The following is a 22,664-nucleotide window of genomic DNA, read 5'->3' as shown; positions in this document are numbered from 1 at the left end:
CTGCCGGGGCACCGTGGATCCATGATTGAGCTACCGAACGGACTCCACGGTGCCTACCGGCGGCGTGACCTCATCGCCGCCTTCGGCCGCTACGCGATCCGCGCCGCGGTCAGGCAGGGTCAACTGGTCACCTTTCACCGACAGGTGCTGTTGCGTCGGGAAGTGACAACTCAACTGCGCACGCGTGCCGCTGCCGCACTGCTGCTCGCCGGCGAACGCGCTGTGCTGACCAGACACACCGCAGCCCGAATGTATGGCTGCACCGCTGCTGATTTCGCGCCGATCGACATTCTGGTGCCCTATGCGCGGCGCATTGAGCGGGCTCCGGGTGTTGTGGTGCACAACGGGACCTTCACCGAGGATGACATCACAGAAATCGATGGACTGCGGCTGCTCGCCCCTGAACAGGTCCTCGCCGATTTGTTGTGCCGCGCGCGCCGTCCGACCGCGCTGGCCTGCGCCGATCAAATGCTGGCCGCCCTGCCCACCGCGCAGCGGCCCGGGTTTCGCGATGCCGTGCTCCGGGCGATCAGCGCCCGCGCGGATATTCGAGGCACCAGGCAGGCGCGAGTGATGTTCGATCTGGCGACCGGATTGCCGGAATCGCCCTTCGAGAGCCAGCTGCTGCTGATGTTCTATGACCGCGAGCTGCCCGTGCCGACCCCGCAGCATTCGATTACCACGATCGATGGCCGCGAGCTCTACCGCCTCGACTTCGCCTGGCCCGAGTTTCGGATCGCTGTCGAATACGACGGCTATGCGGCGCACGCCGAGCGTCATGATCAGGACCGCAGGCGCGACGAAGACCTCGCCGCTCGGGGCTGGATCGTCATTCATGCCACGATCGACGACCTCATGGCCCCGTCGCGGCTGGTCGGCGCGGTGCGCGAGGCATTGCGGGCCCGCAGGCTGACTGCCTGAAACCTACATTCGGTGTGCCCGAGAGCGTGACTCGCGGGGGTGGTTAGCCGGTTATGCCTCGGCAGGGTTTGGTTCTCAGGTCGTTGACGTAGTCGTCGGGGGCGCCGGCGGCTTCGGCGGCGTCGGCCACCACGCCGAGGTAGCGGGCGGAGGGGAGACCGCCCTCGTAGGCGTCGAGGACGTAGAGCCAGGCGACGACGGTGCCCTCGAGGGTCTGGGCCCGCAGCCTGATCTTCTTGTACAGGCCGAGCGAGCCCTCCCACCGATCCAGGCGGGCCTCGTCACGGGGGCTGACGTCGTAGAGGACGACGAAGACCTGCGAGTCGGGCTCTTCGACGATGGTCGCCAGCGAGCCCTCCCAGCCGAGATCCTCGCCGCCGAACGACAGGCGCCAACCGGCGAGCCACCCGGTCCCCGCCATCGGGGAATGCGGGGCTCGCTCCATCATCTGGTTCGGATCCATGTTGGAGCCGTACGCGGCGTAGAGCGGCACGACCGACAGCCTAGCGACCGATGTGATCAGGAGTCGGGACGCCGAGCACTCGGCGCGTGAGGATGTAAGTTCTAGACGCCCGCGTACAGGTCTGCTTGGAGGAGCCCGGTGACCCGGATCGTGATCATGGGCGGTGGCCCGGCCGGCTACGAGGCGGCGCTGGTCGCCGCGCCGCACGGGGCCGACGTGACCGTGGTCGAACGGGACGGCCTCGGCGGCGCCTGCGTGCTCTACGACTGCGTGCCGTCCAAGACCTACATCGCCTCCGCCGGTGCCCGCTCCGCCTTCCGCAACGCCGGTGAGCTGGGCATACGCACCGAGAACTCGGAAGCGGCCGTGGACGTCCCGGTCGTGCACGGACGGGTGAAGGGCCTGGCGCTGGCCCAGTCCGCGGACGTGCGGGCCAAGCTACAGCGCGAGGGCGTGCGCATCATCACCGGCACCGCCCGCTTCTGCGACGACGCGACGGGTCTGGCCCAGCACCGTGTCATCGCCCACACCTCCGACGGCGGCACCGAGGTGCTGCCGGCCGATGTGGTGTTGATCGCCACCGGCGCCACGCCGCGGGTGCTGCCGGGCGCGGTGCCCGACGGCGAGCGCATCCTGGACTGGCGGCAGATCTACGACCTCACCGAGCTGCCCGAGCACCTGATCGTCATCGGTTCCGGCGTCACCGGCGCCGAGTTCGCCTCGGCCTACACCGAGATCGGCGTCAAGGTCACGCTGGTGTCCAGCCGGGACCGCGTGCTGCCGCACGAGGACGCCGACGCGGCGGCCGTGCTGGAGGACGTCTTCACCGAGCGCGGCAGCGAGATGGCCAAGCACGGCCGCGCCTCTCGAGTGGAGCGCACCGAGAAGGGCGTCAAGGTCTACCTGGAGGACGGTCGCACGGTCGAGGGAAGCCACGCCCTGATGACCGTCGGCTCCGTGCCCAACACGGCCGACATCGGCCTGGACCGGATCGGCATCGACGCCGGCAAGGGCGGCTTCATCCCGGTCGACCGGGTGTCCCGCACCTCGGTCAGCGGCGTGTATGCGGCCGGCGACTGCACCGGCGTGCTGATGCTGGCCTCGGTCGCCGCCATGCAGGGCCGCATCGCCATGTGGCACGCGCTGGGCGAGGGCGTGCAGCCGATCCGCCTCAAGACCGTGGCCGCGAACGTGTTCACCAACCCGGAGATCGCCACCGTCGGCATCAGCCAGCAGGCGATCGACTCCGGCGAGGTGCCGGCCCGCACGATCATGCTGCCGCTGGCCACCAACCCGCGGGCCAAGATGGAGGGCCTGCGGCGGGGCTTCGTGAAGCTGTTCTGCCGCCCGGCGACCGGCGTGGTCATCGGCGGCGTGGTGGTGGCCCCGTCGGCCAGCGAGCTGATCCTGCCGATCGCGCTGGCCGTGCAGAACCAGCTCACCGTCGAGCACCTGGCCCACACGTTCTCGGTGTACCCGTCGCTGTCGGGCTCGATCACCGACGCCGGCCGCCAGCTGATGCGGCACGACGACCTGGACTGAGCGCAACGCTCGAAATCCCGAAAAGGTTGCCCCTGGTCAGGGGCAACTAGACCCGATGGGGCGACGTCTTGTTGTCGTTCGAGTCGGAAAGCACGGGGGGATCCCAGCCATGTTTGTCAAGACCATCATCGGCGGCGCTGTCGCCGCCACCGCTCTGCTCGCCGTCGCGCCGGCGGCCTTCGCCACCGACTACTCGGCGACGCAGCTCAACGACGGCGCGACCACGAACGTCTACCAGCTCACCGGCGCCAACACGGCGTCCGGCCACTGCCCGGGCGAGGGCCACTTCGTGTCGTCGGAGCTGACGTTCAGCGATTACCACTACAACCAGTCCAACCACTTCTACATCACCATGTCGGCGACCGCGACGGTGAAGCCCGGCGTCGCGCCCGGCACCTACTCGCTGTCGGTGGACTGCCAGAACGGCTCGGGCTCGGCCAGCTTCACGGTGCCGGCCGCCTCGACCACGACCACCACCACGCCGGCCCCGCCGGCCGAGCCGCAGGGCAAGCTCACCGTGCAGCTCAACGCCGCGACCGCCGAGAAGCTCGACGCGGTGAACGTCTATCAGACCGCCGGGCACAACGTCGCCTACGGCAACTGTCCCGGGGGCAAGGGTGTGTTCTCCTCGTCCGCGCTCACCTTCGGCGACTACCAGTACATCCGCGGGGCCGACACGGAGACTAACGTCAACGCGGCCGCGACGCTGAAGCCCGGCATCGTGGCCGGCGCCTACAAGCTGACGATGACCTGCGGCGACAAGACCGTGAGCACCACCTTCAAGGTGCCGGGCAAGGCCGTCGTGAAGCCGGTCGGCGCCCCGCAGACCGGTGGCGGCGGCGCGGCGACGCTGTTCGTGTGACATCCCGAGCACAATTTCCGCCTGTCAGGCAACCTGCCCAGGGCCGGTTTACGTCCGGTCGGTGATGGCTAGCCCATCACCGGTCGCGCCGTCGCGGCTTTCGTTTTGCAGGGGTGCACGAAATCCACGGCGGCGCGACCAACATCAGGAGTGATGGTGAAGAAGACACTCGTCGGCCTGCTGCTTCTCGCGGGCCTGCTCACGGCCGGCTGCGGCGCCCAGCCGCCGGCGGCCGGACCTGCGCCTACGCCGGTCACGACCTCGACCAGCGCCGCCGGCGCCGAGGCCCCCGCGTCGCCGTCGATGGCGGCCTCGACCCCGGTGTCGGTGGACATCCCCAAGATCGGCGCGCATTCCTCGCTGGTCCAGCTGGGGCTCAACCCCGACAAGACCGTCGAGGTGCCGCCGGTCAGCGCCCCGATGCAGGCCGGCTGGTACAAGCTCGGCCCCACGCCGGGCGAGATCGGCCCGGCGGTCATCCTCGGCCACGTTGACGGCAACAAGCAGGCCGGCATCTTCTTCCGCCTGCACGAGCTGGCCGCCGGCGACAAGATCACCGTCGGCCGCCAGGACGGCAGCACGGCCCACTTCACCGTGCAGAAGGTGGAGAAGGACAGCAAGGACGCCTTCCCCACCGACGCCGTCTACGGCGACACCTCCACCGCCGACCTGCGGGTCATCACCTGCGGCGGGGCGTTCGACACCAAGGCCCACAGCTACGTGGACAACATCATCATGTTCGCGACGCTGGACAAGGCCTGAGCGGCGACCACGATGGGGCCGGTCCTGAAGGACCGGCCCCTTCGTGCTGTCACTCCACCCAGTCGAAGGTCTTGGTGACGGCCTTCTTCCAGTTGGCGTACTCCGAGGCGCGGCGGTCCTCGTCCATGGACGGGGTCCACTCCTTGTCCTTGGCCCAGTTCTGCCGGATGTCGTCCTCGCTCTTCCAGAAGCCGACGGCCAGGCCGGCGGCGTAGGCGGCGCCCAGCGCGGTGGTCTCGGCGACGACGGGGCGGATGACCGGGACGCCGAGGATGTCGGACTGGAACTGCATGAGTAGCTCGTTGACGACCATGCCGCCGTCGACCTTCAACGACGTCAGGGGCACGCCGGAGTCGGCGTTCATGGCGTCGATGACCTCACGCGTCTGGAAGGCGGTGGCCTCCAGCACGGCGCGGGCGAGGTGGCCTCGGTTGACGAAGCGGGTGAGGCCGACGATGGCGCCGCGGGCATCGGAGCGCCAGTACGGGGCGAACAGTCCCGAGAATGCGGGCACGAAGTAGCAGCCCCCGTTGTCCTCGACGGAACGGGCGTGCTCCTCGATCTCGGCGGCGGTGCTGATCATGCCGAGGTTGTCGCGGATCCACTGCACCAGCGAGCCGGTGACGGCGATGGAGCCCTCCAGCGCGTACACCGTGTCGTTGGAGCCGATCTTGTAGCAGACGGTGGTGAGCAGCCCGTTCTCGCTGAGCACCTTCTCGGTGCCGGTGTTGAGCAGCACGAAGTTGCCGGTGCCGTAGGTGTTCTTGGCCTCGCCGGGGGACAGGCAGGCCTGCCCGAAGGTGGCGGCCTGCTGGTCGCCGAGGATGCCGGCGATGGGCACGCCGGCCAGGGCCCCGCGCTCGCGGACGTGGCCGTACTCCTCGGAGGAGGACCGGATCTCGGGCAGCATCGACAGCGGGATGCCCATGTCGGCGGCGATCGAGGCGTCCCAGGCCAGGGTCTCCAGGTCCATCAGCATGGTCCGGGAGGCGTTGGTCGGGTCGGTGACGTGCACGCCGCCGTCGACGCCGCCGGTCATGTTCCACAGCACCCAGGTGTCCATGTTGCCGAAGATCAGGTCGCCGGCCTCGGCCTTGGCCCGGGCGCCCTCGACGTTGTCGAGGATCCAGCGGATCTTGGGTCCGGAGAAGTAGGTGGCCAGCGGCAGGCCGACCTTGGCCTTGTACCGGTCGGCCCCGACGTCGCCGGCCAGCGAGTCGACGATGGCCTGGGTCCGGGTGTCCTGCCAGACGATGGCGTTGTACACGGGCTTGCCGGTGGTCCGGTCCCACACCACGGCGGTCTCGCGCTGATTGGTGATGCCGACCGCGGCGATGTCGGTGACGTGCAGGTCGGCCTTGGCCACGGCGCCGGCGGCGACCTCTCTGGTGTTGGCCCACACTTCTTCCGGGTCGTGCTCGACCCAGCCGGCCTTGGGGAAGATCTGCCGGTGCTCCTTCTGGTCGACCGCGACCACCCGGCCCGAGTGGTCGAAGATCATGCAGCGGGTGGACGTCGTGCCCTGGTCGATGGCGGCCACATAGGAGGACATGAATTCGCCTTTCACGGACTGTCGCGAGACGTCAGGAAGCGGGCAGGACCAGCGCGAGCAGCGCCGCGAGCGAGCCGCCGACCAGCGGGCCGACGACCGGCACCCAGGAATAGCCCCAGTTGCCGTCGCCCTTGCCCTTGATCGGCATCAGGAACGCGTACGCCAGGCGCGGGCCCAGGTCGCGGGCGGGGTTGATGGCGTAGCCGGTCGGCCCGCCGAGCGAGGTGCCGATGACCAGCACCACGAAGGCGACGCCGGCGTAGCCCAGCGCCGAGTTGCCGAACTGCGGGACGCCGTCGCTGCCGGCCTTGACCGTCGGGCTCTCCAGGATCCAGATCAGCAGCACGAAGGTGCCGATGATCTCGGTGACCAGGTTCCACAGCACGCCGGGGATGCGCGGCGCGGTGGAGAAGATGCCCAGCGTGTTCTGCGGCTCGTCGTGCCGGTCGAACTGGAGCTTGTAGGTCGCCCAGCACAGCATCGCGCCGATGATCGCGCCGGCCATCTCGCCGGCGAAGTAGAAGGGGACCTTGTCCCAGCTGACCTTCTTGGCGATGGCCAGTCCGAGGGTCACCGCCGGATTCAGGTGAGCACCACTCGGATTGGCGACACTCGCGCCGGTGAACACCGCGAAACCCCAGCCGACGTTGATGAACAACGTGCCGCCGTTGTTGCCGTTGGTGTTCTTCAGCACCGCGTTGGCCACCACACCGGTGCCCAGCAGGATCAGCAGCGCGGTGCCGATCGTCTCCCAGACGAAGATCGCGCCATAGCCCATACACACCTCCACGCCCGTCGACGCCGTTGGAACGGGAGTCCGGACGTTACTGAGGGGTACCGGCCCTGTCCATGGCGGGACGGCTCCACTGCCCGCCGGAGGCCCGCAGCCGGTAGCGTGATGATCCGTCGGAACCCAGGCAGTCAAACAGGCGGGAGGCGAGTGGCGTGGCCACCCGGAAACCAGCAGCAGCCTCGCAGACCCCGACACGCGGCTCGGCGGAGACCGGCCGGCTCGGTGTGCCGGAACGGGAACGTGACTGGCAGCGCCTGGGTTCGGAGACCTTCGACATCGTGGTGATCGGCGGCGGTGTGGTCGGCGTCGGCACCGCGCTCGACGCGGCCACCCGTGGCCTGCGGGTGGCGCTGGTCGAGGCCCGTGACCTGGCGTCGGGCACGTCCAGCCGGTCCAGCAAGCTGTTCCACGGCGGCCTGCGCTACCTGGAGCAGCTGGAGTTCGGCCTGGTGCGCGAGGCGCTGCGTGAGCGGGAGCTGATGCTCACCCGGATCGCCCCGCATCTGGTCAAGCCGGTCAGTTTTCTCTACCCGCTCAGCCACCGCGTCTGGGAGCGCCCGTACACGGCGGCCGGCCTGCTCATGTACGACACCATGGGCGGCGCCAGCTCGGTGCCGGGGCAGAAGCACCTGACCCGGGCTGGCGCGCTGCGCATGTTCCCGGCGCTGAAGCGGTCCGCGCTGATCGGCGGCATTCGCTACTACGACGCGCAGGCCGACGACGCCCGCCACACCATGACCGTCGGCCGCACCGCCGCCCACTACGGGGCCGTGGTGCGGACCTCCACCCAGGTTGTGGGCTTCCTGCGGGAGGCCGACCGCATCTCCGGCGTGCAGGTGCGTGACGCCGAGGACGGGCGGGAGACCGAGGTCAAGGCCAACGCCGTGATCAACTGCACCGGCGTGTGGACCGACGAGCTGCAGCGCCTGTCCGGCAGCCGCGGCCGGTTCCGCGTGCGGGCCAGCAAGGGCGTGCACATCGTCGTGCCGCGGGACCGGATCGTCGCCGAATCCGGGCTCATCCTGCGCACCGAGAAGTCCGTGCTGTTCGTGATCCCGTGGCGCAACCACTGGATCGTCGGCACCACCGACACCGACTGGAACCTCGACCTCGCGCACCCGGCCGCCACCAAGGCCGACATCGACTACATCCTCGGCCACGTCAACACCGTGCTGGCCACGCCGCTCACGCACGACGACATCGAGGGCGTGTACGCCGGCCTGCGGCCACTGCTGGCCGGGGAGAACGAGTCCACGTCCAAGCTGTCCCGCGAGCACGCCGTCGCCCGGGTCTCGCCCGGTCTGGTGGCCATCGCCGGCGGCAAGTACACGACGTACCGCGTGATGGCCGCCGACGCCGTCGACGCGGCCGGGGCCGACCTGACCGGACGGTTGCAGCCGTCCATCACCGACAAGGTGCCGCTGCTCGGCGCCGACGGCTACTACGCCCTGGTCAACCAGGCCGACCAGCTCGCCACCCGGCACGGGCTGCACCCGTACCGCGTGCGGCACCTGCTCGACCGCTACGGCTCGATGGTGCACGAGGTCCTGGCCGTCGCCGACGGCGATCCCGACCTGCTGCGCCCCCTGCCGGCCGCGCCCGACTACCTCCAGGTGGAGATCGTCTACGCCGCCTCGCACGAGGGGGCGCTGCACCTGGAGGACGCCCTCACCCGGCGGACTCGCATCTCCATCGAGTACCCGCACCGCGGCGTGGACTGCGCGGACCAGGTCGCCCGGCTGATGGGCGGCGTCCTGGGCTGGGACGAGGCGCGCATCGCCCGTGAGGTCGAGGTCTACACCGCCCGCGTGCAGGCCGAGCGGGACTCCCAGTCCGAGCCCAACGACGAGGCCGCCGACGCCCGCCGCATCAGCGCCCCCGAAGCCCGCGACCTCCGCGACCCCGTCAGCTGACGCCCCCTCTCTTTTTCGCTACGTGAGTGGCTCATTTTCCTTCAGGGCGCACCTGAGCCACTCACGTAAGGCGAAAATGCGAAATGAGCCACTCACGTAGCGACTACGGCCGCTCGTAGTGGTGCCGGCAGGCGGCGATGTGGATCTCGTCAACTGCCACCAGACGTAGTCCACCCACGCCAGCTCATCTCGGACCAGCTTCAGTCGGCCAACGTGTGGTGTTCGCCGCCGCCGGATTCGAGACGCTCGGTCGCGGTGATCAGTCGCCGTGCGTTCTCCGGGCTGCGAAGCAGGTATGCCGTCTCCTTGAGCGACTGGTAGTCGTCAAGCGAGACGATCACCACCGGAAGCCACAGGTCAGGCGAAGGTGAGCTGGACGGCGTCGTTCAACAGGTCGGTGATGTGCTGGCCGAGGCGGCGTTCGTCGGCGGGGGCGACGGTGCTCCAGGCGACGCCGCCGGGTTTGGCCCGGCGGAGCTGGACGTAGCGGCCGCGGGGGGTGTCGAAGAAGCCGATGACGCGGTCGGGGCGGTGGCGGCGGCCGTAGCGGTCGCGGGCGGCAGCGCCGAACTGGCCGCGGCGGCGGACGTTGCCGACCATGGCGGCGAGCTCGTCGGCCTCGCCGGGGGACACGCCATGGTCGCGGAGGATCCACGCGAGCTCGTCGGCGGTCTCGGCTTCGGCGGCGGCGGCGTCGAGTTCGGCGCTGGGCACGGTGATGGAGTGCCCGGGACCGGCGGCCAGCTCGGGCAGCAGGGACAGGGCGGCCCGAGGCAGCGCGTCGATGTCGACGGGGCTCAGGCTCAGCCGCCCGTCGGACAGCCGCGCCAGCACGGCGTCGTGGCCCTTGGCGGCGATCAGGGCCCGCACGCCGCCGTCGAGCCAGAGCCGGGCGTCCAGCTCGTAGTCGGCGCCGTCCAACAGGCCGAGCAGGTCGACCAGGTCCTGATCGATGCCGAGGGCGCCGCCGACCAGCCCACGCTCGGCCAGGGCGTCCCACACGGTCTTGGCGACGACCTCGCGCTCGACGTGGGTCTTGCCGGGGGAGGCGACCTTGATCGCGAGCGGCATCTCGGCCAGCCGGAGGTGCTCCCAGAGCACGTCGAACTCCAGCTCGGACAGGGTGAGCAAAGTCAGTACCCGCGCTGGCTCGGCACGACGGGACCGGTCACGACGGGCACGGGGTCGAAGGCCCGCAGCGAGGCGGTGTTGGCCGCGGTGTTGGTCTCGTACGTGCTCATCACCTCGAACGCCCTGGTCGCGGCGGCGTCCTGGGCGGACTCGATGATCTCGGCGTCGATCTGTCCGACGAACAGCGACACCAGGTCCCCGAGCCAGCCGGACGGCCCGGGGTCGGGCGCCTTGACCGGCATCGGCATGTCGGCCCGCGCGCGCATGACGTAGTCGGCCTGCGCTTCGGTGCTGGTGCGCACGGATTCGGCGCTGGTGTGGGCGTCGGCGGCCCACCGGGCCAGCTGCGCGATGCCGTGCAGGGCGGAGTCGGAGGCGGCCCCGTGCCAGTGCTGGGCGGTGGCGCCGATGGCGGCGCTCAGGTCGCCGCTGATCTCGTGCAGCGCGCCGGAGATCCCGCCCCAGCACGCGGCCGGGTGGGCGGACGCGGCCGCGCCGGGCCCGGAGTTGATGGCGTCGTAGAGCTCCTGGTGCGTGTAGCCGCGCCAGCGGACGTCGGCCGGCATCAGCAGCCGCCCTGCTGCTGGATGAGCAGGGTGTTGTCCTGCTCGACGGTGTGATAGCCCTGCTCGACCTCGCTCAACGCGTCCAGCGCGCCCTTGAGCTGGCGCTGGTAGCGCAGCAGGGCGTCCAGCGCGGAGTCGACGCCGAGGGTGTGGTCGTTGATGTCGTCGGCGGCCTGCTGGCTGACGGGGTCGCCAGCCCAGGGCCGGATCCGCACGTCGGAGACGGCCATCTCGATCTGTTTGTCCAGCTTGACCAGCGCGGCGGTGAACGTCCGGCGCAGGGCGGGCATGGCCGCCGGGTCCACCCGGAACCCGCCGGCGGCGACCGCGGCCGGGTCGGGGGTCGTGGTCCGCTGCGGCACGAGTGACCTCCGGGTGTCGGGCGCCAGCACACTCTAGCGACCCAGCGCATCCTAGCGACACTGCGTGACGGTGGGCAGTGGCCAGGGTGACATCCACCCCGCCGGGCCTGTCAATCCGCCATCAGTGGCCGCCGGACAGGCTGGCCATGGCCGCCTCCGCGACCCGTTGCGCGCCAAGACAAAGATCATCTTGGGCGAGCGGGGTGGCGTTGCCGCCGTCACGGAAGAGCACGTCGAGGAATTCACCCTGGGCCACGTCCACCTCGACGTTACAGAGCGTGTCCAAGCCGGGCGTGCGGATCTCCAGCGCGGGGAAGCCGACGACGGTGGTCACCTTGGCGGTGTTCTGGGCCTCGTCGGAGATCCACAGCTCGGCGCCCTCTTCGGTGACCAGCGCGAGCCGCGCGACCTGGCCGCTGTAGGTCCCCCGCATGGTGCACGCCCGTGCCTTGAGCTCGGTGTCGTTGTACGGGGCGGGCGTGGTGTCCAGGCTCAGCTGCGCCCGCTGGTCCTTGGTCAGGATGGTGCACGGGTTGACCTTGTCCAGCGGGATCTCCCGCGGCCGCGGCGGCAGCGTGAGGCTGGTCGTCGTCGTGGTCGGCGCGGGCGGCGCCGAGGACTGCGTCTGGCTGGCCTCGGACAGCGGGTACACGGAGCAGCCCGCGAGGGCCACGGCCGCGCACAGCAGGAGCAGCGCGAGTCGCATGGCCGGTCAGACTAGCGACAGGGTCCACACGTGAACCTTGGACCCGCACTGGTCGATGGTCCGGTGGTGGCCGAAGCCGCATTTCTCGGCGACCCGCCGGGACGGCTCGTTGCCGTCCTGGAACAGGTACTCGACCCGGGTCAGGCCCAGCGCGCCGGCGCCGAACCGCAGGGCGGCGGCCAGTCCCTCGCTGACGACGCCGCGGTTGCGGTGCCGCGGCGCGGCCCAGCACGCGGCGGCGGCCGTGCCGCCGTCGAGGTTCAGGTCCTTCAACCCGACCTCGCCCAGCAGCTCCCCGCTGTTCTGGTCGGCCACGGCCCACGAGCAGCGCTCGTCGTCGGCCCACTGTTGGGCGCGCAGCGCCACATAGTCGCCGGCCCCGGCCAGATCGAGGATCCGGTGGCTGATCCAGCGGCGGCTGATGGGATCGGTGAACGCGTCCAGGATCGACGGCCGGTCGTCGATCCGGTCGTCGGCGCGCAGCTGCCGCAGGTAGTACCTGCCGGCGTTGATCTCGACCGGTTCCACGGCGGCCAACCTAGTTGATGCTGGTCACGAACCCGTCGGCCAGGTCGGCCAGTCCCGCCAGATACTCCTCGTGGCCGCTCGCGGGCGTGCCGTCCGGGGCAGTGGCCAGCTCGATCAGCCAGTCGGCGTCCTCGGCGTCGTCCTCGCCGGCCAACAGCTCCTTGTGCACGGCGCACGGCAGCCAGCCCAGCTCGGCCAGCTCGCCGGCGACCCGCTCGGCGTCCTCGCGGTCGGGCAGCACGATGAGCATGCCGTCCACTGTGGACCTAGTCGCGTCCACGCAGTTCCCGGCGGCGGCGGTGGATGTCGTCGTGCATGGCGCGGCGCTCCTCGCGGAAACGGTCGCGCTCGCGACGGCCGTGGTCGCGGTCGTCGTGGTGGCCACGGCCGCCGAACAGCGAGCCGATGAACCAGCTCAGCAGGAACGGGATCGCCATCACGATCCACTTCTCGGTGAGCAGGCCGATCGCGATGCACACCGGCCAGCTGGCGGCGGCGATCGCCGCCATGGAGATGCGCGGCGCGTTGCTGCGCTTCTCCACCTTGGCCTCGGGCGCCGTGACCGGCAGCTGCGCGGTGGTGGCCGCCGATTGCGGCCGGGGCACGGCCCCCGGCTTGGGGTCGGGCAGGTCGGTGAACAGCTCCAGCAGCTCGCCGCGGGTGCGGGCGGCCGTCACCTTGGCCGACCGCTCGCCGTACTCGTCGATGGTCAGCCGACCGGCGCTCATGTGTTCCCCGAGCGCGGCGAGCGCCTGCTCGCGTTCGGTGTCACCGATCCGCATTTCGGGGGACTCGTTCACGTCGCCAATCGTACGGCGCACCAACGGTCCCCCGTCATGACATCCGTCAGTTAGTCCTTGATCTCCAGCAGCACGGAGCCCTGCGTGACCGTTTCGCCCGGAGTGGCGGCCAGCCCGGTCACGGTGCCGGCCTTGTGCGCGGTCACCGGGTTCTCCATCTTCATGGCTTCCAGCACGACCAGCAGCTCACCGGCCTCGACCGTCTGGCCGTCGGCCACGGCGACCTTGACGATGGTGCCCTGCATCGGCGCGGCCACGGCGTCGCCGGAGACAGCCGCCGAGCTCTTGCCCGCCCGCTTGCGCGGCTTGGCCTTCGCGGCGGCGGGGGCGGCCGTGCCGACGGACAAGGTGGACGGCAGCGACACCTCCAGCCGACGCCCGCCGACCTCGACCACCACGGTCTGCCGCGAGCCCTCTTCCTCCTCGGCCACGGCCGGGTCGGTGAAGGGCGGGATGGTGTTGTCGAACTCGGTCTCGATCCACCGGGTGTGCACGGTGAAGCCGTCCTCGGCGGTGAACGCCGGATCCCGCACGACCGCACGGTGGAAGGGCAGCACGGTGGCCATGCCCTCGACGACCATCTCGTCCAACGCGCGGCGGGCCCGGGCCAGCGCCTGCTCGCGGGTCTCGCCGGTGACGATCAGCTTGGCCAGCAACGAGTCGAACTGCCCGCCGATCACGTCGCCGGACCGCACGCCGGCGTCCACGCGGACGCCGGGACCGGACGGCTCGACGAACGTGGCGACCAGGCCGGGGGCCGGCAGGAAGTTGCGGCCGGCGTCCTCGCCGTTGATGCGGAACTCGATCGAGTGACCGCGCGGGGTCGGGTCCTCGGTGAAGCGCAGCTTCTCGTTGGCGGCGATGCGGAACTGCTCCAGCACCAGGTCGATGCCGGAGGTCTCCTCGCTGACCGGGTGCTCCACCTGCAGGCGGGTGTTGACCTCCAGGAAGGAGATCGACCCGTCCAGGCCGACCAGGTACTCGACCGTGCCGGCGCCGTAGTAGCCGGCCTCGGCGCAGATCGCCTTGGCCGACGAGTGGATCCGGGCCCGCTGGTCGTCGGTGAGGAACGGGGCCGGGGCCTCCTCGACCAGCTTCTGGTGCCGGCGCTGCAACGAGCAGTCGCGCGTGCCGACGACGATGACGTTGCCGTGCTTGTCCGCCACGACCTGGGCCTCGACGTGACGCGGCTTGTCCAGGTAGCGCTCGACGAAGCACTCCCCGCGCCCGAACGCTGACACGGCCTCGCGGACCGCGGAGTCGAACAGCTCGGGGATCTCCTCCAGCGTGCGGGCGACCTTCAGGCCGCGGCCGCCGCCGCCGAAGGCGGCCTTGATCGCCACCGGCAGCCCGTGTTCCTCGGCGAACGCGACGATCTCGTCGGGACCGTTCACCGGGTCCTTGGTGCCGGGCACCAACGGGGCCCCGGCGCGCATGGCGATGTGCCGCGCGGTGACCTTGTCGCCGAGGTCGCGGATGGACTGCGGGGAGGGGCCGATCCAGATCAGCCCGGCGTCCAGCACGGCCTGGGCGAAGTCGGCATTCTCAGACAGGAAGCCGTAGCCCGGGTGCACGGCGTCGGCGCCGGACCGTTTGGCCACGTCCAGCAGCTTGTCGATGACCAGGTAGCTCTCGCCCGGTGTGGAGCCGCCGAGGGCGAAGGCCTCGTCGGCCATCCGCGCGAACGGCGCGTCCCGGTCGGGGTCCGCGTACACGGCGACGCTGGCCAGGCCGGCGTCACGGCAGGCGCGGATCACCCGCACGGCGATCTCACCCCGGTTGGCGACCAGGACCTTGTGCAGCGTGACGGGTCCCAGGTCTGCGGCCGACTCTGGCACGCCATACCTCCTCGTACGACTTCCAGCGGAACGCGCGCGTTTCGCAGCAGTCTACGGACGAGTAACCCGGCGCGGGAGGAGACCATGCTCACGACACGACGAGCGCCGGACCCGGGTTGACGTGCAGACTCATGCTGGAGCGGTCGAGACGGGAAGGAGGACCGGCGCGTGAGCAGGGCGTCGAGGCCGGTGTACATCGCGGTGGTGGCCGCGGTGTTGGTGCTGGTCGCCGCCATCGGCACCACGGTGGTCATGCGGCAGCTCCGTGACGCCGCGGCGACGCCGTCCACCGGCACCCAGCCGACCGCGCCGACGGCCCCGACCGGGCCGGTGCAGCTGTGCGGCGAGACGCCGTGCGTGAAGCTGACCAGCGTGTCGATGCCCCAGTTCAAGGAGACCGTGGACCTGCTGGCCGACGGCAAGGGCCACGACGCCCGGCTGCGCATCACCTCCGAGCGCGGCGCGGTCCTGTTCAGCTCGCAGATCGCCACCGTGGACGCGAAGGCGATCACGTGCGAGGAGGGCAAGACCTCGGTCTGCCTGCTCCAGGGCAAGGACGGCGACGACCTGATCGGCGAGGTCTTCACCGACGACCGCGGCACCTGGCGGCAGACGCAGCCCCCGTTCAGCTCGGACGCCGGCTACCTGGCGCTGCGCGACGTCGACGGCGACGCGATCCCCGACGTGGTCACGACGCAGAGCCGCTGCGGCGGCAACATGCCCGCCTCCTGCACGAAGGTCGCGGTGGCCGTCTTCCAGGCCACGGGCGAGGAGATCGGCTGCACCAACAGCTATGCCAGCTCGCAGCAGGTGCCGGGCTGGCCGGTCGTCACCCCCCAGCCGATGCAGCTGATCGAGTGCCCGTCATGACCACAGGTCGATCACGCTGACGCCCACCTCGGCCAGCAGCCGCCGGGTCAGCGGCAGGCTGATGCCGATCACGCTGGAGTGGTCGCCGTCGATGCCGTCCACGAACCAGCCGCCCATGCCGTCCAGGGTGAAGCCGCCGGCCACGGCCAGCGGCTCCCCGGTGGCGATGTAGGCGTCGAGCTCACGGTCGCTGGGCGTGCCGAAACGGACCGTGGTGGTCTCCGTGCCCGATGCCGTGCGGTCGACAACGCCTTGGGACAGCCGCAGAATCACGTGCCCGGTGAGCAGTTCGCCGGTCTTGCCGGCCATCTCCTGCCAGCGGGCCCGCGCCACCTCGGGCGTGCCGGGCTTGCCGACCATGCGGCCGTTGATGGACAGCATCGAGTCGCAGCCGATCACCACTGCCTCTTCAAGAAGCTCTGTGGGCGGCTCGCCGGCCAGCGCCTCGACCACGGCGTGGGCCTTGGCCTCGGCCAGCGCCGTGACGAGTTCGGCCGGTCGGGGATCGGTCAGCGCGGCCGCCACCGCGTCCTCGTCCACACCGGACACCCGGACCACGGGGTCGATGCCGGCGGAACGCAGCACGGCGAGGCGGGCGGGGGACTGGGAGCCGAGCACGAGTCGCACGGCTGCGAACCCTAGGCCACGGGCGGCCGACACCGCCCGTGGCCCGGGGGCTCCTACGGCAGCGAGCCCACCAACGGGACCTGGATGGCGGTCCTGGTCAGGTCCAGGGTGATCTTCGGCTTGGCGCTGCCGGCGTTGATCCAGCCGTTGTCGGTGCCGCCCACGATCAGCGCCAGCCGGTGCCCGGCCGCCAGCTGGTGGTCGGTCGGGGCCAGCTTGAACGTCATCGTGTACGACTTGCCCGGCGTCAGCGTGGCCTTGCTGTTGAGCGACGCGTAGTGGCCGAGATCGGCCCAGCCGCGGGAGATCACCTGGGCGTTGGTGCTGACGGTGTCGGCCTGGGTGTCCAGGAAGCAGCCGGTGTCGCCGGTGGTGCCGGAACCGAAGCAGGACTTGGTGGTCAGCGTGGTGATGCCCTCCTCCTGCCCGGCGAAGTCGCGCACGGTCTCGGGCCCGAGGTCGACGAGCACCGCCGACACCTGGCCGCTGCTGGCCGAGGACGAGGCCGTCACGGTGATCGTGCTGGTGCCGGACACCGTCACCGGGTTGGCCAGTGTGCCGCTGCTGAACACGACCCGGGCGCCGTTGGCCGTGTCCGGGTTGGTGGCCCAGTCGGTCTCGCTCAGGCTCGGGTTGTCGGTGAACGACTCGACGGCGCCGGCCTTGGGCGCGGTGCTGCCGAGCTTGCCGAGGCCGTTCGTGGTGGTGGCGCTCAGCTTCAGGCCCGACGCGGCGGACGCCTCGGGGAACTGGGCCGCGTCGACCCAGTTGTCCGGGGTGCGCTCGACCGACAGCTGCGGGCCGTTCTGGATGCCGTTGTCCACGCCCATCAGGTAGTGGTCGAACCACTGGTGCAGGGTGTCCACCCACTGGGCGCGGCGGTAGTCGAACGGGTCGACGTGGCTGGTCTGCGACAGCCAGATCTTGCGCTCGACGCCGTGCGCGGCCAGCGCGTCCCACCACTGCCCGAAGTTGATGGGCTTGACGTTGTCGTCCTCCATGCCGTGCGCGACGAACACGCTGGCGTGCACGTTGGCGGCCTGCGCGTAGTAGTTGCGCTGGTCCCACCAGGACGTGTAGTTGCCGTTGGTCGGCGAGCCGGCGTCGATGGCCGACTGCACGCTGCGGCAGCCGCTCTGCGCGGCCGAGGTCTCCACCAGCGTCGACAGCCCGGACGGCTGGCCGGCGGCCAGGTCCGCGCCGTTGGCCCGGTAGTAGTCGTACCAGGAGGAGATGGCCGAGATCGGCACGATCGTCTTGAGCCCGGCGACCCCGGTGGCAGCCACGCCGTTGGCGATGGTGCCGTCCCACGACTTGCCGATCATGCCGACGTTGCCGCTGGTCCAACCGGCCTTCACGGTGGTCGACCCGGAGGCCGAGGTGTACCCGGTCCTGCGCCCGTTGAGCCAGTCGATCACCGCCTTGGCCGAGCCGATGTCCGACGGGCCGCCGATGTCCACGCAGCCGTTGGACCGGTTGGTGCCGGCCAGGTCGACCAGCACGATGGCGTAGCCGCGCGGCACGAAGTAGTTGTCGTAGTACAGCGGGAACTGCACCGGCTTGCCGGCCGAGTCGTAGGTCTTGAGCTGGCTCTCGTTGCCACGCCCGCAGCAGGCGTAGTACGGGCTGGCATCCATGATCACCGGCACGTTGGCGGTCAGCTCGGACGGCCGGATGATGTCCGCGGCGACCCGGACCGCCTTGCCGGCCGGGTCTTTCAACCCGGTGTCGACCCACGCGGTCTCACGGATCGCGTTGGCGTAGTTGTACGTCGGCTGGCTGCCGCTGTCGTGCGGGGCGGCGCCGGCTGATGCCGGGGCGACGAGCAGAGTTACCCCGGCGATCAGGACGGTCAGCAGGGTGGATAACCGTGTCACCTTCACCGGAACGACGTTACGAACCGGCCGTCGCCGTCCAGTAGAGCCGATAGACGGGTCTCAGGTCAGCGGAAGGAGTACCGCCACGCGCCGGGCCCCGTCCGCAGGGGCCGGCGCACCTGGGGTGCGCCCCATCGGGACGGCACAACGGGTTCGTCCGTTTGGACCGGTGCGGCGGCGATGGCGGCCACCACCGCCGTCAGCACGGCCAGCTCCGTGTCGTCCGGATTGCCCCGGACGACACGCAGCAGCGGCTGCTCGGCGCTCACAGGGGGATGTTCCCATGCTTCTTGGGCGGCAGGGCTTCCCGCTTCTCGCGCAACGTGCGCAGCGCGCGGGCGATGTAGCCGCGGGTGTAGGAGGGCGGGATCACCGAGTCGACGTATCCGCGTTCGGCGGCCACGTACGGGTTGCAGAGCGTGTCCTCGTACTCCTGGATCAGCTTGGCGCGCAACGCTTCCACGTCCTCGCCGCGCTCCTTGGCCTCGGCCAGGGTGCGCCGGTGCACGATGTTGGCCGCGCCCTGCGCGCCCATCACCGCGATCTGCGCGGTCGGCCAGGCCAGGTTCAGGTCCGCGCCGAGGTGCTTGGAGCCCATCACGTCGTACGCGCCGCCGTAGGCCTTGCGGGTGATCACAGTGACCAGCGGGACCGTGGCCTCGGCGTAGGCGTAGATCAGCTTGGCCCCGCGCCGGATGATGCCGTTCCACTCCTGGTCGGTGCCCGGCAGGAAGCCCGGCACGTCCACGAAGGTCAGCACCGGGATGTTGAAGGCGTCGCAGGTGCGCACGAAGCGGGCGGCCTTCTCGCTGGCGTCGATGTCCAGGCAGCCGGCGAACTGCGTGGGCTGGTTGGCCACCACGCCCACCGCGTGGCCCTCGACCCGGCCGAAGCCGACCACGATGTTGGGCGCGAACAGCTGGTGCACCTCGAGGAACTCGCCGTCGTCGACGACGCGGGAGATCACCTCGTGGATGTCGTAGGGCTGGTTGGCCGAGTCCGGGATCAGCGTGTCCAGCTCGCGGTCGGTGTCGCTGAGCGCGTCGGCCACCGAGCCGTCCTCCTCCAGGCCGGGGAAGACCGGCGGCTCGGCGAGGTTGTTGGACGGCAGGTAGGACAGCAGCTCCTTGACGTAGGCGATCGCGTCCTGCTCGTCGCTGCCCAGGTAGTGCGCGTTGCCCGACTTGGTGTTGTGCGTGCGGCCGCCGCCGAGCTCCTCGAAGCCCACGTCCTCGCCGGTGACGGTCTTGATCACGTCCGGGCCGGTGATGAACATGTGCGAGGTCTTGTCCACCATGACGGTGAAGTCGGTCAGCGCCGGCGAGTAGACGTGGCCGCCGGCGGCCGAGCCCATGATCAGCGAGATCTGCGGGATCACGCCGGAGGCGTGGGTGTTGCGGCGGAAGATCTCCCCGTACAGGCCGAGCGAGACCACGCCCTCCTGGATGCGCGCGCCGCCGCCCTCGTTGATGCCGACGATCGGGCTGCCGGTCTTCATGGCCAGGTCCATGATCTTGACGATCTTCTCGCCGTAGACCTCGCCCAGCGAGCCGCCGAAGATGGTCACGTCCTGGCTGAACACGCACACCCGCCGGCCGTCGACGGTGCCGTAGCCGGTGACCACGCCGTCGCCGTAGGGGCGGTTGCGCTCCTGGCCGAAGTTGGTCGACCGGTGCCGGGCGTGCTCGTCCAGCTCGGTGAACGAGCCGGGGTCGAGCAGCAGGTCGATCCGCTCCCGGGCGGTGAGCTTGCCCTTGGCGTGCTGCTTCTCGATGGCACGCTCGGAGCCGGCGTGCACCGCCTCGTCGTTGCGGCGGTAGAGGTCGGCCAGCTTGCCGGCGGTGGTGTGGATGTCCGGCTCGTCAGACGACGCCACACCCACGGGCTCGGTCGCACTGCTCATGCGCACGCACTCTAACCAGGTCCGGAACCGGAGGTTACTGACACGTAGCCCACGTCACGTGCCCCGGCGTGGCAGCGGCACCGCATCCTCGTCGATTTCGTCGGCCGACGACGCGGTGACGGATCCGCCGTCCAGCCGCGAGCAGACCCGGCACAGCGCGACCGCCAGCTCCCGGGCGGTGTGGCCCAGCTCGGCCAGGTTCGGCTCCTGGTCGGGCGGGGTCCAGCCGCGCACCAGGATCCTGATCAGCCTGGTGTTGTCCTCCAGCTGCCTGGCCAGGTCGTGGACCTGCCTGCTCAGCGTGCCCGACAGCAGGCGTTCGGCCTGGCGTCTGCGGGTCCGGTAGGCCTGCTGCCGGCAGCGGACCGAGCAGTACCGGGCCGGGCGGCCCACCGACCGGGGGCGCAGCGCCCCGCCGCACCGCTCACAGCCCGCCGGATTGCCCGTGAATTCTTCCGTCACTTTTTCGTCTCCGTCTAGTGAATATGAAACGCGCGACCCTTCGCGTCAATTGTTGCGCCACTGGGCCGAAAGGGAACTCCCTTTCGATCGAAAGAGTGATGGCGTGCGGTCTTGACGGCCGCCATCGCCGGTCGTCTACTGGATGGGCGGCCAATTCGGGGCCGTCGCTAATCGGGAGGTTTTACAAATGACCGGAACGACGTACACGCTCACCGTCGTGAACAATTCGTCGCACTTCGCGGATTTCTGCGTCTATCAGCGCAGCCCGGATCTCGGCGTGCGGGACGCGCTGTCGCTGGCCTGGCTGGCGGTGCCGCTGTGGCCGACGACGGTGGAGGTGTTCACCTGGCAGATCGACTACTCGTTCGTCTGGTCGCAGACGGGAGTGCTGAAACCGGGCGTGCGGTTCGGCGCCTCGCAGGCGTGGCCGGCCGATCCCGGCGACACCAACGCCAACCAGGTGCTGTTCGACTACCAGCAGGGCGCCTTCACGTTCCAGCCCGGCGCGGCCGCGGGCACCCCGCAGCGCGGCGGCCTGTACGTCCGGGAGCTGGCCGACATCCCGGCCGACACCGCCTCGGTCGGCATCGGCATGTCCGGGTCCGGCACGTTCGCGGTGCAGGCCCAGCCCAACGAGAACCTGGTGTTCACGCCGCATCCCACCTACTGGGTGGCGGCCGGCACCTTCGAGCAGGGCGTCGCGCTGGACGTCGAGGAGATCAGCAACACCGCCCAGGTGCCGTTCGACTCGACCTTCGCGATGACCGCCGTGCTCGACGCCCGCAACAACTGGACCGTGCGCGCCAGCTGACGTGCGCGCCAGCCGAAAGGAGTGGTCATGATTCTCGCGGTGTGCACCGACGACGACGCCGGAACGCTGCACGTGGGCCAGGCCCAGTCGGCGGCCAATCCCCAGGTCTACGGCGCCTGTCACGCGGTCTTCGCGACCCCCGTGCCCGCGCTGGGCGTCTCGGAGAACCTGTTCGTCATCGCCCACGGGGCCGCGGTCGGCGACGACGGCGGCCCGGTGATCGGCGACGAGCACCACGCTTTCTGGGTGAATCCGGCCGACCTGTGGAACAACATGCAGAACATCTTCCCGGCCGGTTATTACGGCAACGTCTACATCTCGGCCTGTGAATCGGCCGACACGCCGAACGGCACGTGCAGCTTCAGCGAGCTTTTCTCCTCGGTCCTGCGGCATCACCGGCCGAATGCGGGCACGGTGTACGGCCAGCACGGAGCCGTGCACGGAAACATTCCGCTGCCGACCGATCAGAGCTGGGTGCCGGCGGTCTGACCCCGGCCCGCTATTTCCCCGGTCGGCGCCGACCGGGGAAATACCCTTTCGGCCCATCGCCTACGCTCGATCGGTGACCGCAGATCGGGTAGCGCTCGACGTCGACAGGGTGCGGGCCGCGTTGATCGGCCCGTACGCCCGGGTCGACGTGGTCGCGAGCACCGGCTCCACCAACGCCGACCTCCGCGCCGCGGCCCAGGCCGGCGGCGCGGACCGGACCGTGCTGTTCGCCGAGGAGCAGACCGCGGGCCAGGGCCGCCGGGCCCGCAACTGGGTGTCGCCCCCCTACACCGGCCTGTACGTGAGCGTCCTGCTCCGCCCGGCCGTGCCGGCGCACCGCATCCCGTGGATCACGCTGCTGGCCGGGATCGCCCTGGCCCGCACGGCCCGCGGGATCGGCGTCGACGCCGTCCTGAAGTGGCCGAACGACCTGCTGGCCAACGGCTCGAAGTGCGCGGGGGTGCTGGCCGAGGCCGACGGGGCCATCGTGCTGGGCATGGGCCTGAACGTGGCGGCCCTGCCGGACGGCGTCCCGCCGGGCGCGGGCGGCCTGCCGGCGACGTCCCTGGAGCAGCAGGGGGCGACCACCACGGACCGTACGGAAATCGCCGTCGAACTGCTGAAACACCTCGTCGATCTCGACGACACGTGGCGTGGGCACCAGGGCGACCCGATCGCCTCCGGCCTGCACGCCGAGTACCGGCAGCACTGCTCGACGCTGGGCCTGCGGGTGCGGATCGAGCTGCCCGGCGACCGGGAGCTGGTCGGCACGGCGGTGGAGATCGACACCGACGGGCAGCTCGTGGTGCGGGCCGACGACGGGTCCCGACACAGCGTCCACGCAGGTGACGTGGTGCACCTCCGATCGGCCGCCGGCTGACCACCG

At 70.4% G+C, this 22,664-nt stretch carries 26 protein-coding genes; 9 read left to right on the top strand and 17 right to left on the bottom strand.

Annotated features, from left to right (window positions below):
• The first annotated feature begins 21 nt into the window (after positions 1 to 21).
• Complete coding sequence (locus tag AB0M73_RS25755; protein WP_363895044.1) at positions 22 to 921, top strand: DUF559 domain-containing protein; 900 nt, start codon at positions 22 to 24, stop codon at positions 919 to 921.
• A gap of 43 nt (positions 922 to 964) precedes the next feature.
• On the opposite strand, the gene AB0M73_RS25750 is transcribed toward AB0M73_RS25755, so the two are convergent.
• On the bottom strand, positions 965 to 1,414 hold the full coding sequence (locus AB0M73_RS25750; RefSeq protein ID WP_043721856.1) for a gamma-glutamylcyclotransferase family protein: 450 nt from the start codon (positions 1,412 to 1,414) through the stop codon (positions 965 to 967).
• A 108-nt stretch (positions 1,415 to 1,522) separates the two neighbouring features.
• Here AB0M73_RS25750 and AB0M73_RS25745 point away from each other — a divergent pair, with 108 nt between their 5' ends.
• The 3 genes from AB0M73_RS25745 to AB0M73_RS25735 all read left to right on the top strand — a co-directional run bounded on the left by AB0M73_RS25745 (position 1,523) and on the right by AB0M73_RS25735 (position 4,550).
• Positions 1,523 to 2,926, top strand: a complete 1,404-nt coding sequence (locus tag AB0M73_RS25745; protein WP_363895040.1) for an NAD(P)H-quinone dehydrogenase — start codon at positions 1,523 to 1,525, stop codon at positions 2,924 to 2,926.
• A gap of 109 nt (positions 2,927 to 3,035) precedes the next feature.
• Complete coding sequence (locus AB0M73_RS25740) at positions 3,036 to 3,788, top strand: hypothetical protein (RefSeq protein WP_363895037.1); 753 nt, start codon at positions 3,036 to 3,038, stop codon at positions 3,786 to 3,788.
• Positions 3,789 to 3,944: 156 nt separating this feature from the next.
• On the top strand, positions 3,945 to 4,550 hold the full coding sequence (locus AB0M73_RS25735) for a class F sortase (protein WP_363895034.1): 606 nt from the start codon (positions 3,945 to 3,947) through the stop codon (positions 4,548 to 4,550).
• Positions 4,551 to 4,599: 49 nt separating this feature from the next.
• Here AB0M73_RS25735 and glpK read toward each other — a convergent pair whose 3' ends face one another.
• Positions 4,600 to 6,102, bottom strand: a complete 1,503-nt coding sequence (gene glpK / locus AB0M73_RS25730) for a glycerol kinase GlpK (RefSeq protein WP_363895032.1) — start codon at positions 6,100 to 6,102, stop codon at positions 4,600 to 4,602.
• A 31-nt stretch (positions 6,103 to 6,133) separates the two neighbouring features.
• Positions 6,134 to 6,880, bottom strand: coding sequence for an MIP/aquaporin family protein (locus AB0M73_RS25725; RefSeq protein WP_363895029.1), 747 nt, complete (start codon positions 6,878 to 6,880; stop codon positions 6,134 to 6,136).
• A 239-nt stretch (positions 6,881 to 7,119) separates the two neighbouring features.
• On the opposite strand from AB0M73_RS25725, the gene AB0M73_RS25720 reads away from it, so the two are divergent.
• Positions 7,120 to 8,808, top strand: a complete 1,689-nt coding sequence (locus AB0M73_RS25720; RefSeq protein ID WP_363895112.1) for a glycerol-3-phosphate dehydrogenase/oxidase — start codon at positions 7,120 to 7,122, stop codon at positions 8,806 to 8,808.
• 200 nt (positions 8,809 to 9,008) lie between these two features.
• Here AB0M73_RS25720 and AB0M73_RS25715 read toward each other — a convergent pair whose 3' ends face one another.
• The 9 genes from AB0M73_RS25715 to AB0M73_RS25675 form a co-directional block, all read right to left on the bottom strand.
• Entirely contained in the window at positions 9,009 to 9,149 is a 141-nt protein-coding gene (locus tag AB0M73_RS25715; RefSeq protein ID WP_363895026.1) for a type II toxin-antitoxin system Phd/YefM family antitoxin, read from the bottom strand.
• A gap of 16 nt (positions 9,150 to 9,165) precedes the next feature.
• Positions 9,166 to 9,939: an ESX secretion-associated protein EspG gene (locus AB0M73_RS25710; RefSeq protein WP_363895023.1), complete on the bottom strand. Its 774-nt coding sequence runs from the start codon at positions 9,937 to 9,939 to the stop codon at positions 9,166 to 9,168.
• 2 nt (positions 9,940 to 9,941) lie between these two features.
• Positions 9,942 to 10,505, bottom strand: coding sequence for a PPE domain-containing protein (locus tag AB0M73_RS25705; protein ID WP_052395613.1), 564 nt, complete (start codon positions 10,503 to 10,505; stop codon positions 9,942 to 9,944).
• Positions 10,505 to 10,867 (bottom strand): hypothetical protein, encoded by a 363-nt coding sequence (locus AB0M73_RS25700; protein ID WP_043721864.1) that lies wholly within the window; start codon positions 10,865 to 10,867, stop codon positions 10,505 to 10,507. Before AB0M73_RS25700 ends, AB0M73_RS25705 begins: the two co-directional genes overlap by 1 nt.
• A gap of 121 nt (positions 10,868 to 10,988) precedes the next feature.
• Positions 10,989 to 11,573 (bottom strand): DUF3558 domain-containing protein, encoded by a 585-nt coding sequence (locus tag AB0M73_RS25695; RefSeq protein WP_363895019.1) that lies wholly within the window; start codon positions 11,571 to 11,573, stop codon positions 10,989 to 10,991.
• Positions 11,574 to 11,579: 6 nt separating this feature from the next.
• Positions 11,580 to 12,101 carry a GNAT family N-acetyltransferase gene (locus AB0M73_RS25690; RefSeq protein WP_363895016.1) on the bottom strand — a complete coding sequence of 174 codons (522 nt, stop codon included), beginning with the start codon at positions 12,099 to 12,101 and terminating at the stop codon, positions 11,580 to 11,582.
• Positions 12,102 to 12,111: 10 nt separating this feature from the next.
• Positions 12,112 to 12,351: a hypothetical protein gene (locus AB0M73_RS25685; RefSeq protein WP_043731262.1), complete on the bottom strand. Its 240-nt coding sequence runs from the start codon at positions 12,349 to 12,351 to the stop codon at positions 12,112 to 12,114.
• A gap of 16 nt (positions 12,352 to 12,367) precedes the next feature.
• The gene (locus AB0M73_RS25680; RefSeq protein ID WP_043721865.1) at positions 12,368 to 12,901 is read right to left on the bottom strand and encodes a DUF1707 domain-containing protein; all 534 of its coding nucleotides are present in this window, start codon (positions 12,899 to 12,901) and stop codon (positions 12,368 to 12,370) included.
• 50 nt (positions 12,902 to 12,951) lie between these two features.
• A complete protein-coding gene (locus tag AB0M73_RS25675) occupies positions 12,952 to 14,739 on the bottom strand; it encodes an acetyl/propionyl/methylcrotonyl-CoA carboxylase subunit alpha (RefSeq protein ID WP_363895013.1) in 1,788 nt (595 codons plus the stop codon).
• Between the two features lie 168 nt (positions 14,740 to 14,907).
• Here AB0M73_RS25675 and AB0M73_RS25670 point away from each other — a divergent pair, with 168 nt between their 5' ends.
• On the top strand, positions 14,908 to 15,609 hold the full coding sequence (locus tag AB0M73_RS25670; RefSeq protein ID WP_363895010.1) for a hypothetical protein: 702 nt from the start codon (positions 14,908 to 14,910) through the stop codon (positions 15,607 to 15,609).
• Here the strand turns inward: AB0M73_RS25670 and AB0M73_RS25665 are convergent.
• The 5 genes from AB0M73_RS25665 to AB0M73_RS25645 are packed head-to-tail and all read right to left on the bottom strand — an operon-like array spanning position 15,604 to position 20,478.
• Positions 15,604 to 16,236, bottom strand: a complete 633-nt coding sequence (locus tag AB0M73_RS25665; protein WP_363895007.1) for a nucleoside triphosphate pyrophosphatase — start codon at positions 16,234 to 16,236, stop codon at positions 15,604 to 15,606. The two genes, AB0M73_RS25670 and AB0M73_RS25665, sit on opposite strands and share 6 nt — an antisense overlap.
• 53 nt (positions 16,237 to 16,289) lie before the next feature.
• On the bottom strand, positions 16,290 to 18,119 hold the full coding sequence (locus AB0M73_RS25660) for a Xaa-Pro dipeptidyl-peptidase (protein ID WP_363895004.1): 1,830 nt from the start codon (positions 18,117 to 18,119) through the stop codon (positions 16,290 to 16,292).
• A 59-nt stretch (positions 18,120 to 18,178) separates the two neighbouring features.
• Complete coding sequence (locus AB0M73_RS25655) at positions 18,179 to 18,382, bottom strand: acyl-CoA carboxylase subunit epsilon (protein WP_363895001.1); 204 nt, start codon at positions 18,380 to 18,382, stop codon at positions 18,179 to 18,181.
• The gene (locus AB0M73_RS25650) at positions 18,379 to 20,016 is read right to left on the bottom strand and encodes an acyl-CoA carboxylase subunit beta (protein WP_363894998.1); all 1,638 of its coding nucleotides are present in this window, start codon (positions 20,014 to 20,016) and stop codon (positions 18,379 to 18,381) included. The genes AB0M73_RS25655 and AB0M73_RS25650 overlap by 4 nt, the downstream gene beginning before the upstream one ends.
• Before the next feature lie 54 nt (positions 20,017 to 20,070).
• Complete coding sequence (locus AB0M73_RS25645) at positions 20,071 to 20,478, bottom strand: hypothetical protein (RefSeq protein ID WP_363894995.1); 408 nt, start codon at positions 20,476 to 20,478, stop codon at positions 20,071 to 20,073.
• A 187-nt stretch (positions 20,479 to 20,665) separates the two neighbouring features.
• Here AB0M73_RS25645 and AB0M73_RS25640 point away from each other — a divergent pair, with 187 nt between their 5' ends.
• From AB0M73_RS25640 to AB0M73_RS25630, 3 genes are all read left to right on the top strand, one after another.
• Complete coding sequence (locus AB0M73_RS25640) at positions 20,666 to 21,289, top strand: hypothetical protein (RefSeq protein ID WP_043721879.1); 624 nt, start codon at positions 20,666 to 20,668, stop codon at positions 21,287 to 21,289.
• Positions 21,290 to 21,316: 27 nt separating this feature from the next.
• Positions 21,317 to 21,778 carry a hypothetical protein gene (locus tag AB0M73_RS25635; protein ID WP_363894991.1) on the top strand — a complete coding sequence of 154 codons (462 nt, stop codon included), beginning with the start codon at positions 21,317 to 21,319 and terminating at the stop codon, positions 21,776 to 21,778.
• 73 nt (positions 21,779 to 21,851) lie between these two features.
• Positions 21,852 to 22,658, top strand: a complete 807-nt coding sequence (locus AB0M73_RS25630; protein ID WP_363894988.1) for a biotin--[acetyl-CoA-carboxylase] ligase — start codon at positions 21,852 to 21,854, stop codon at positions 22,656 to 22,658.
• The last annotated feature ends 6 nt before the right edge of the window (positions 22,659 to 22,664 follow it).

This window comes from Kutzneria sp. NPDC051319, assembly GCF_040682195.1.
Classification (GTDB): domain Bacteria; phylum Actinomycetota; class Actinomycetes; order Mycobacteriales; family Pseudonocardiaceae; genus Kutzneria.
Note: the sequence above shows the minus strand (reverse complement) of the source record. Positions and strands in the feature narration are given on the sequence as shown.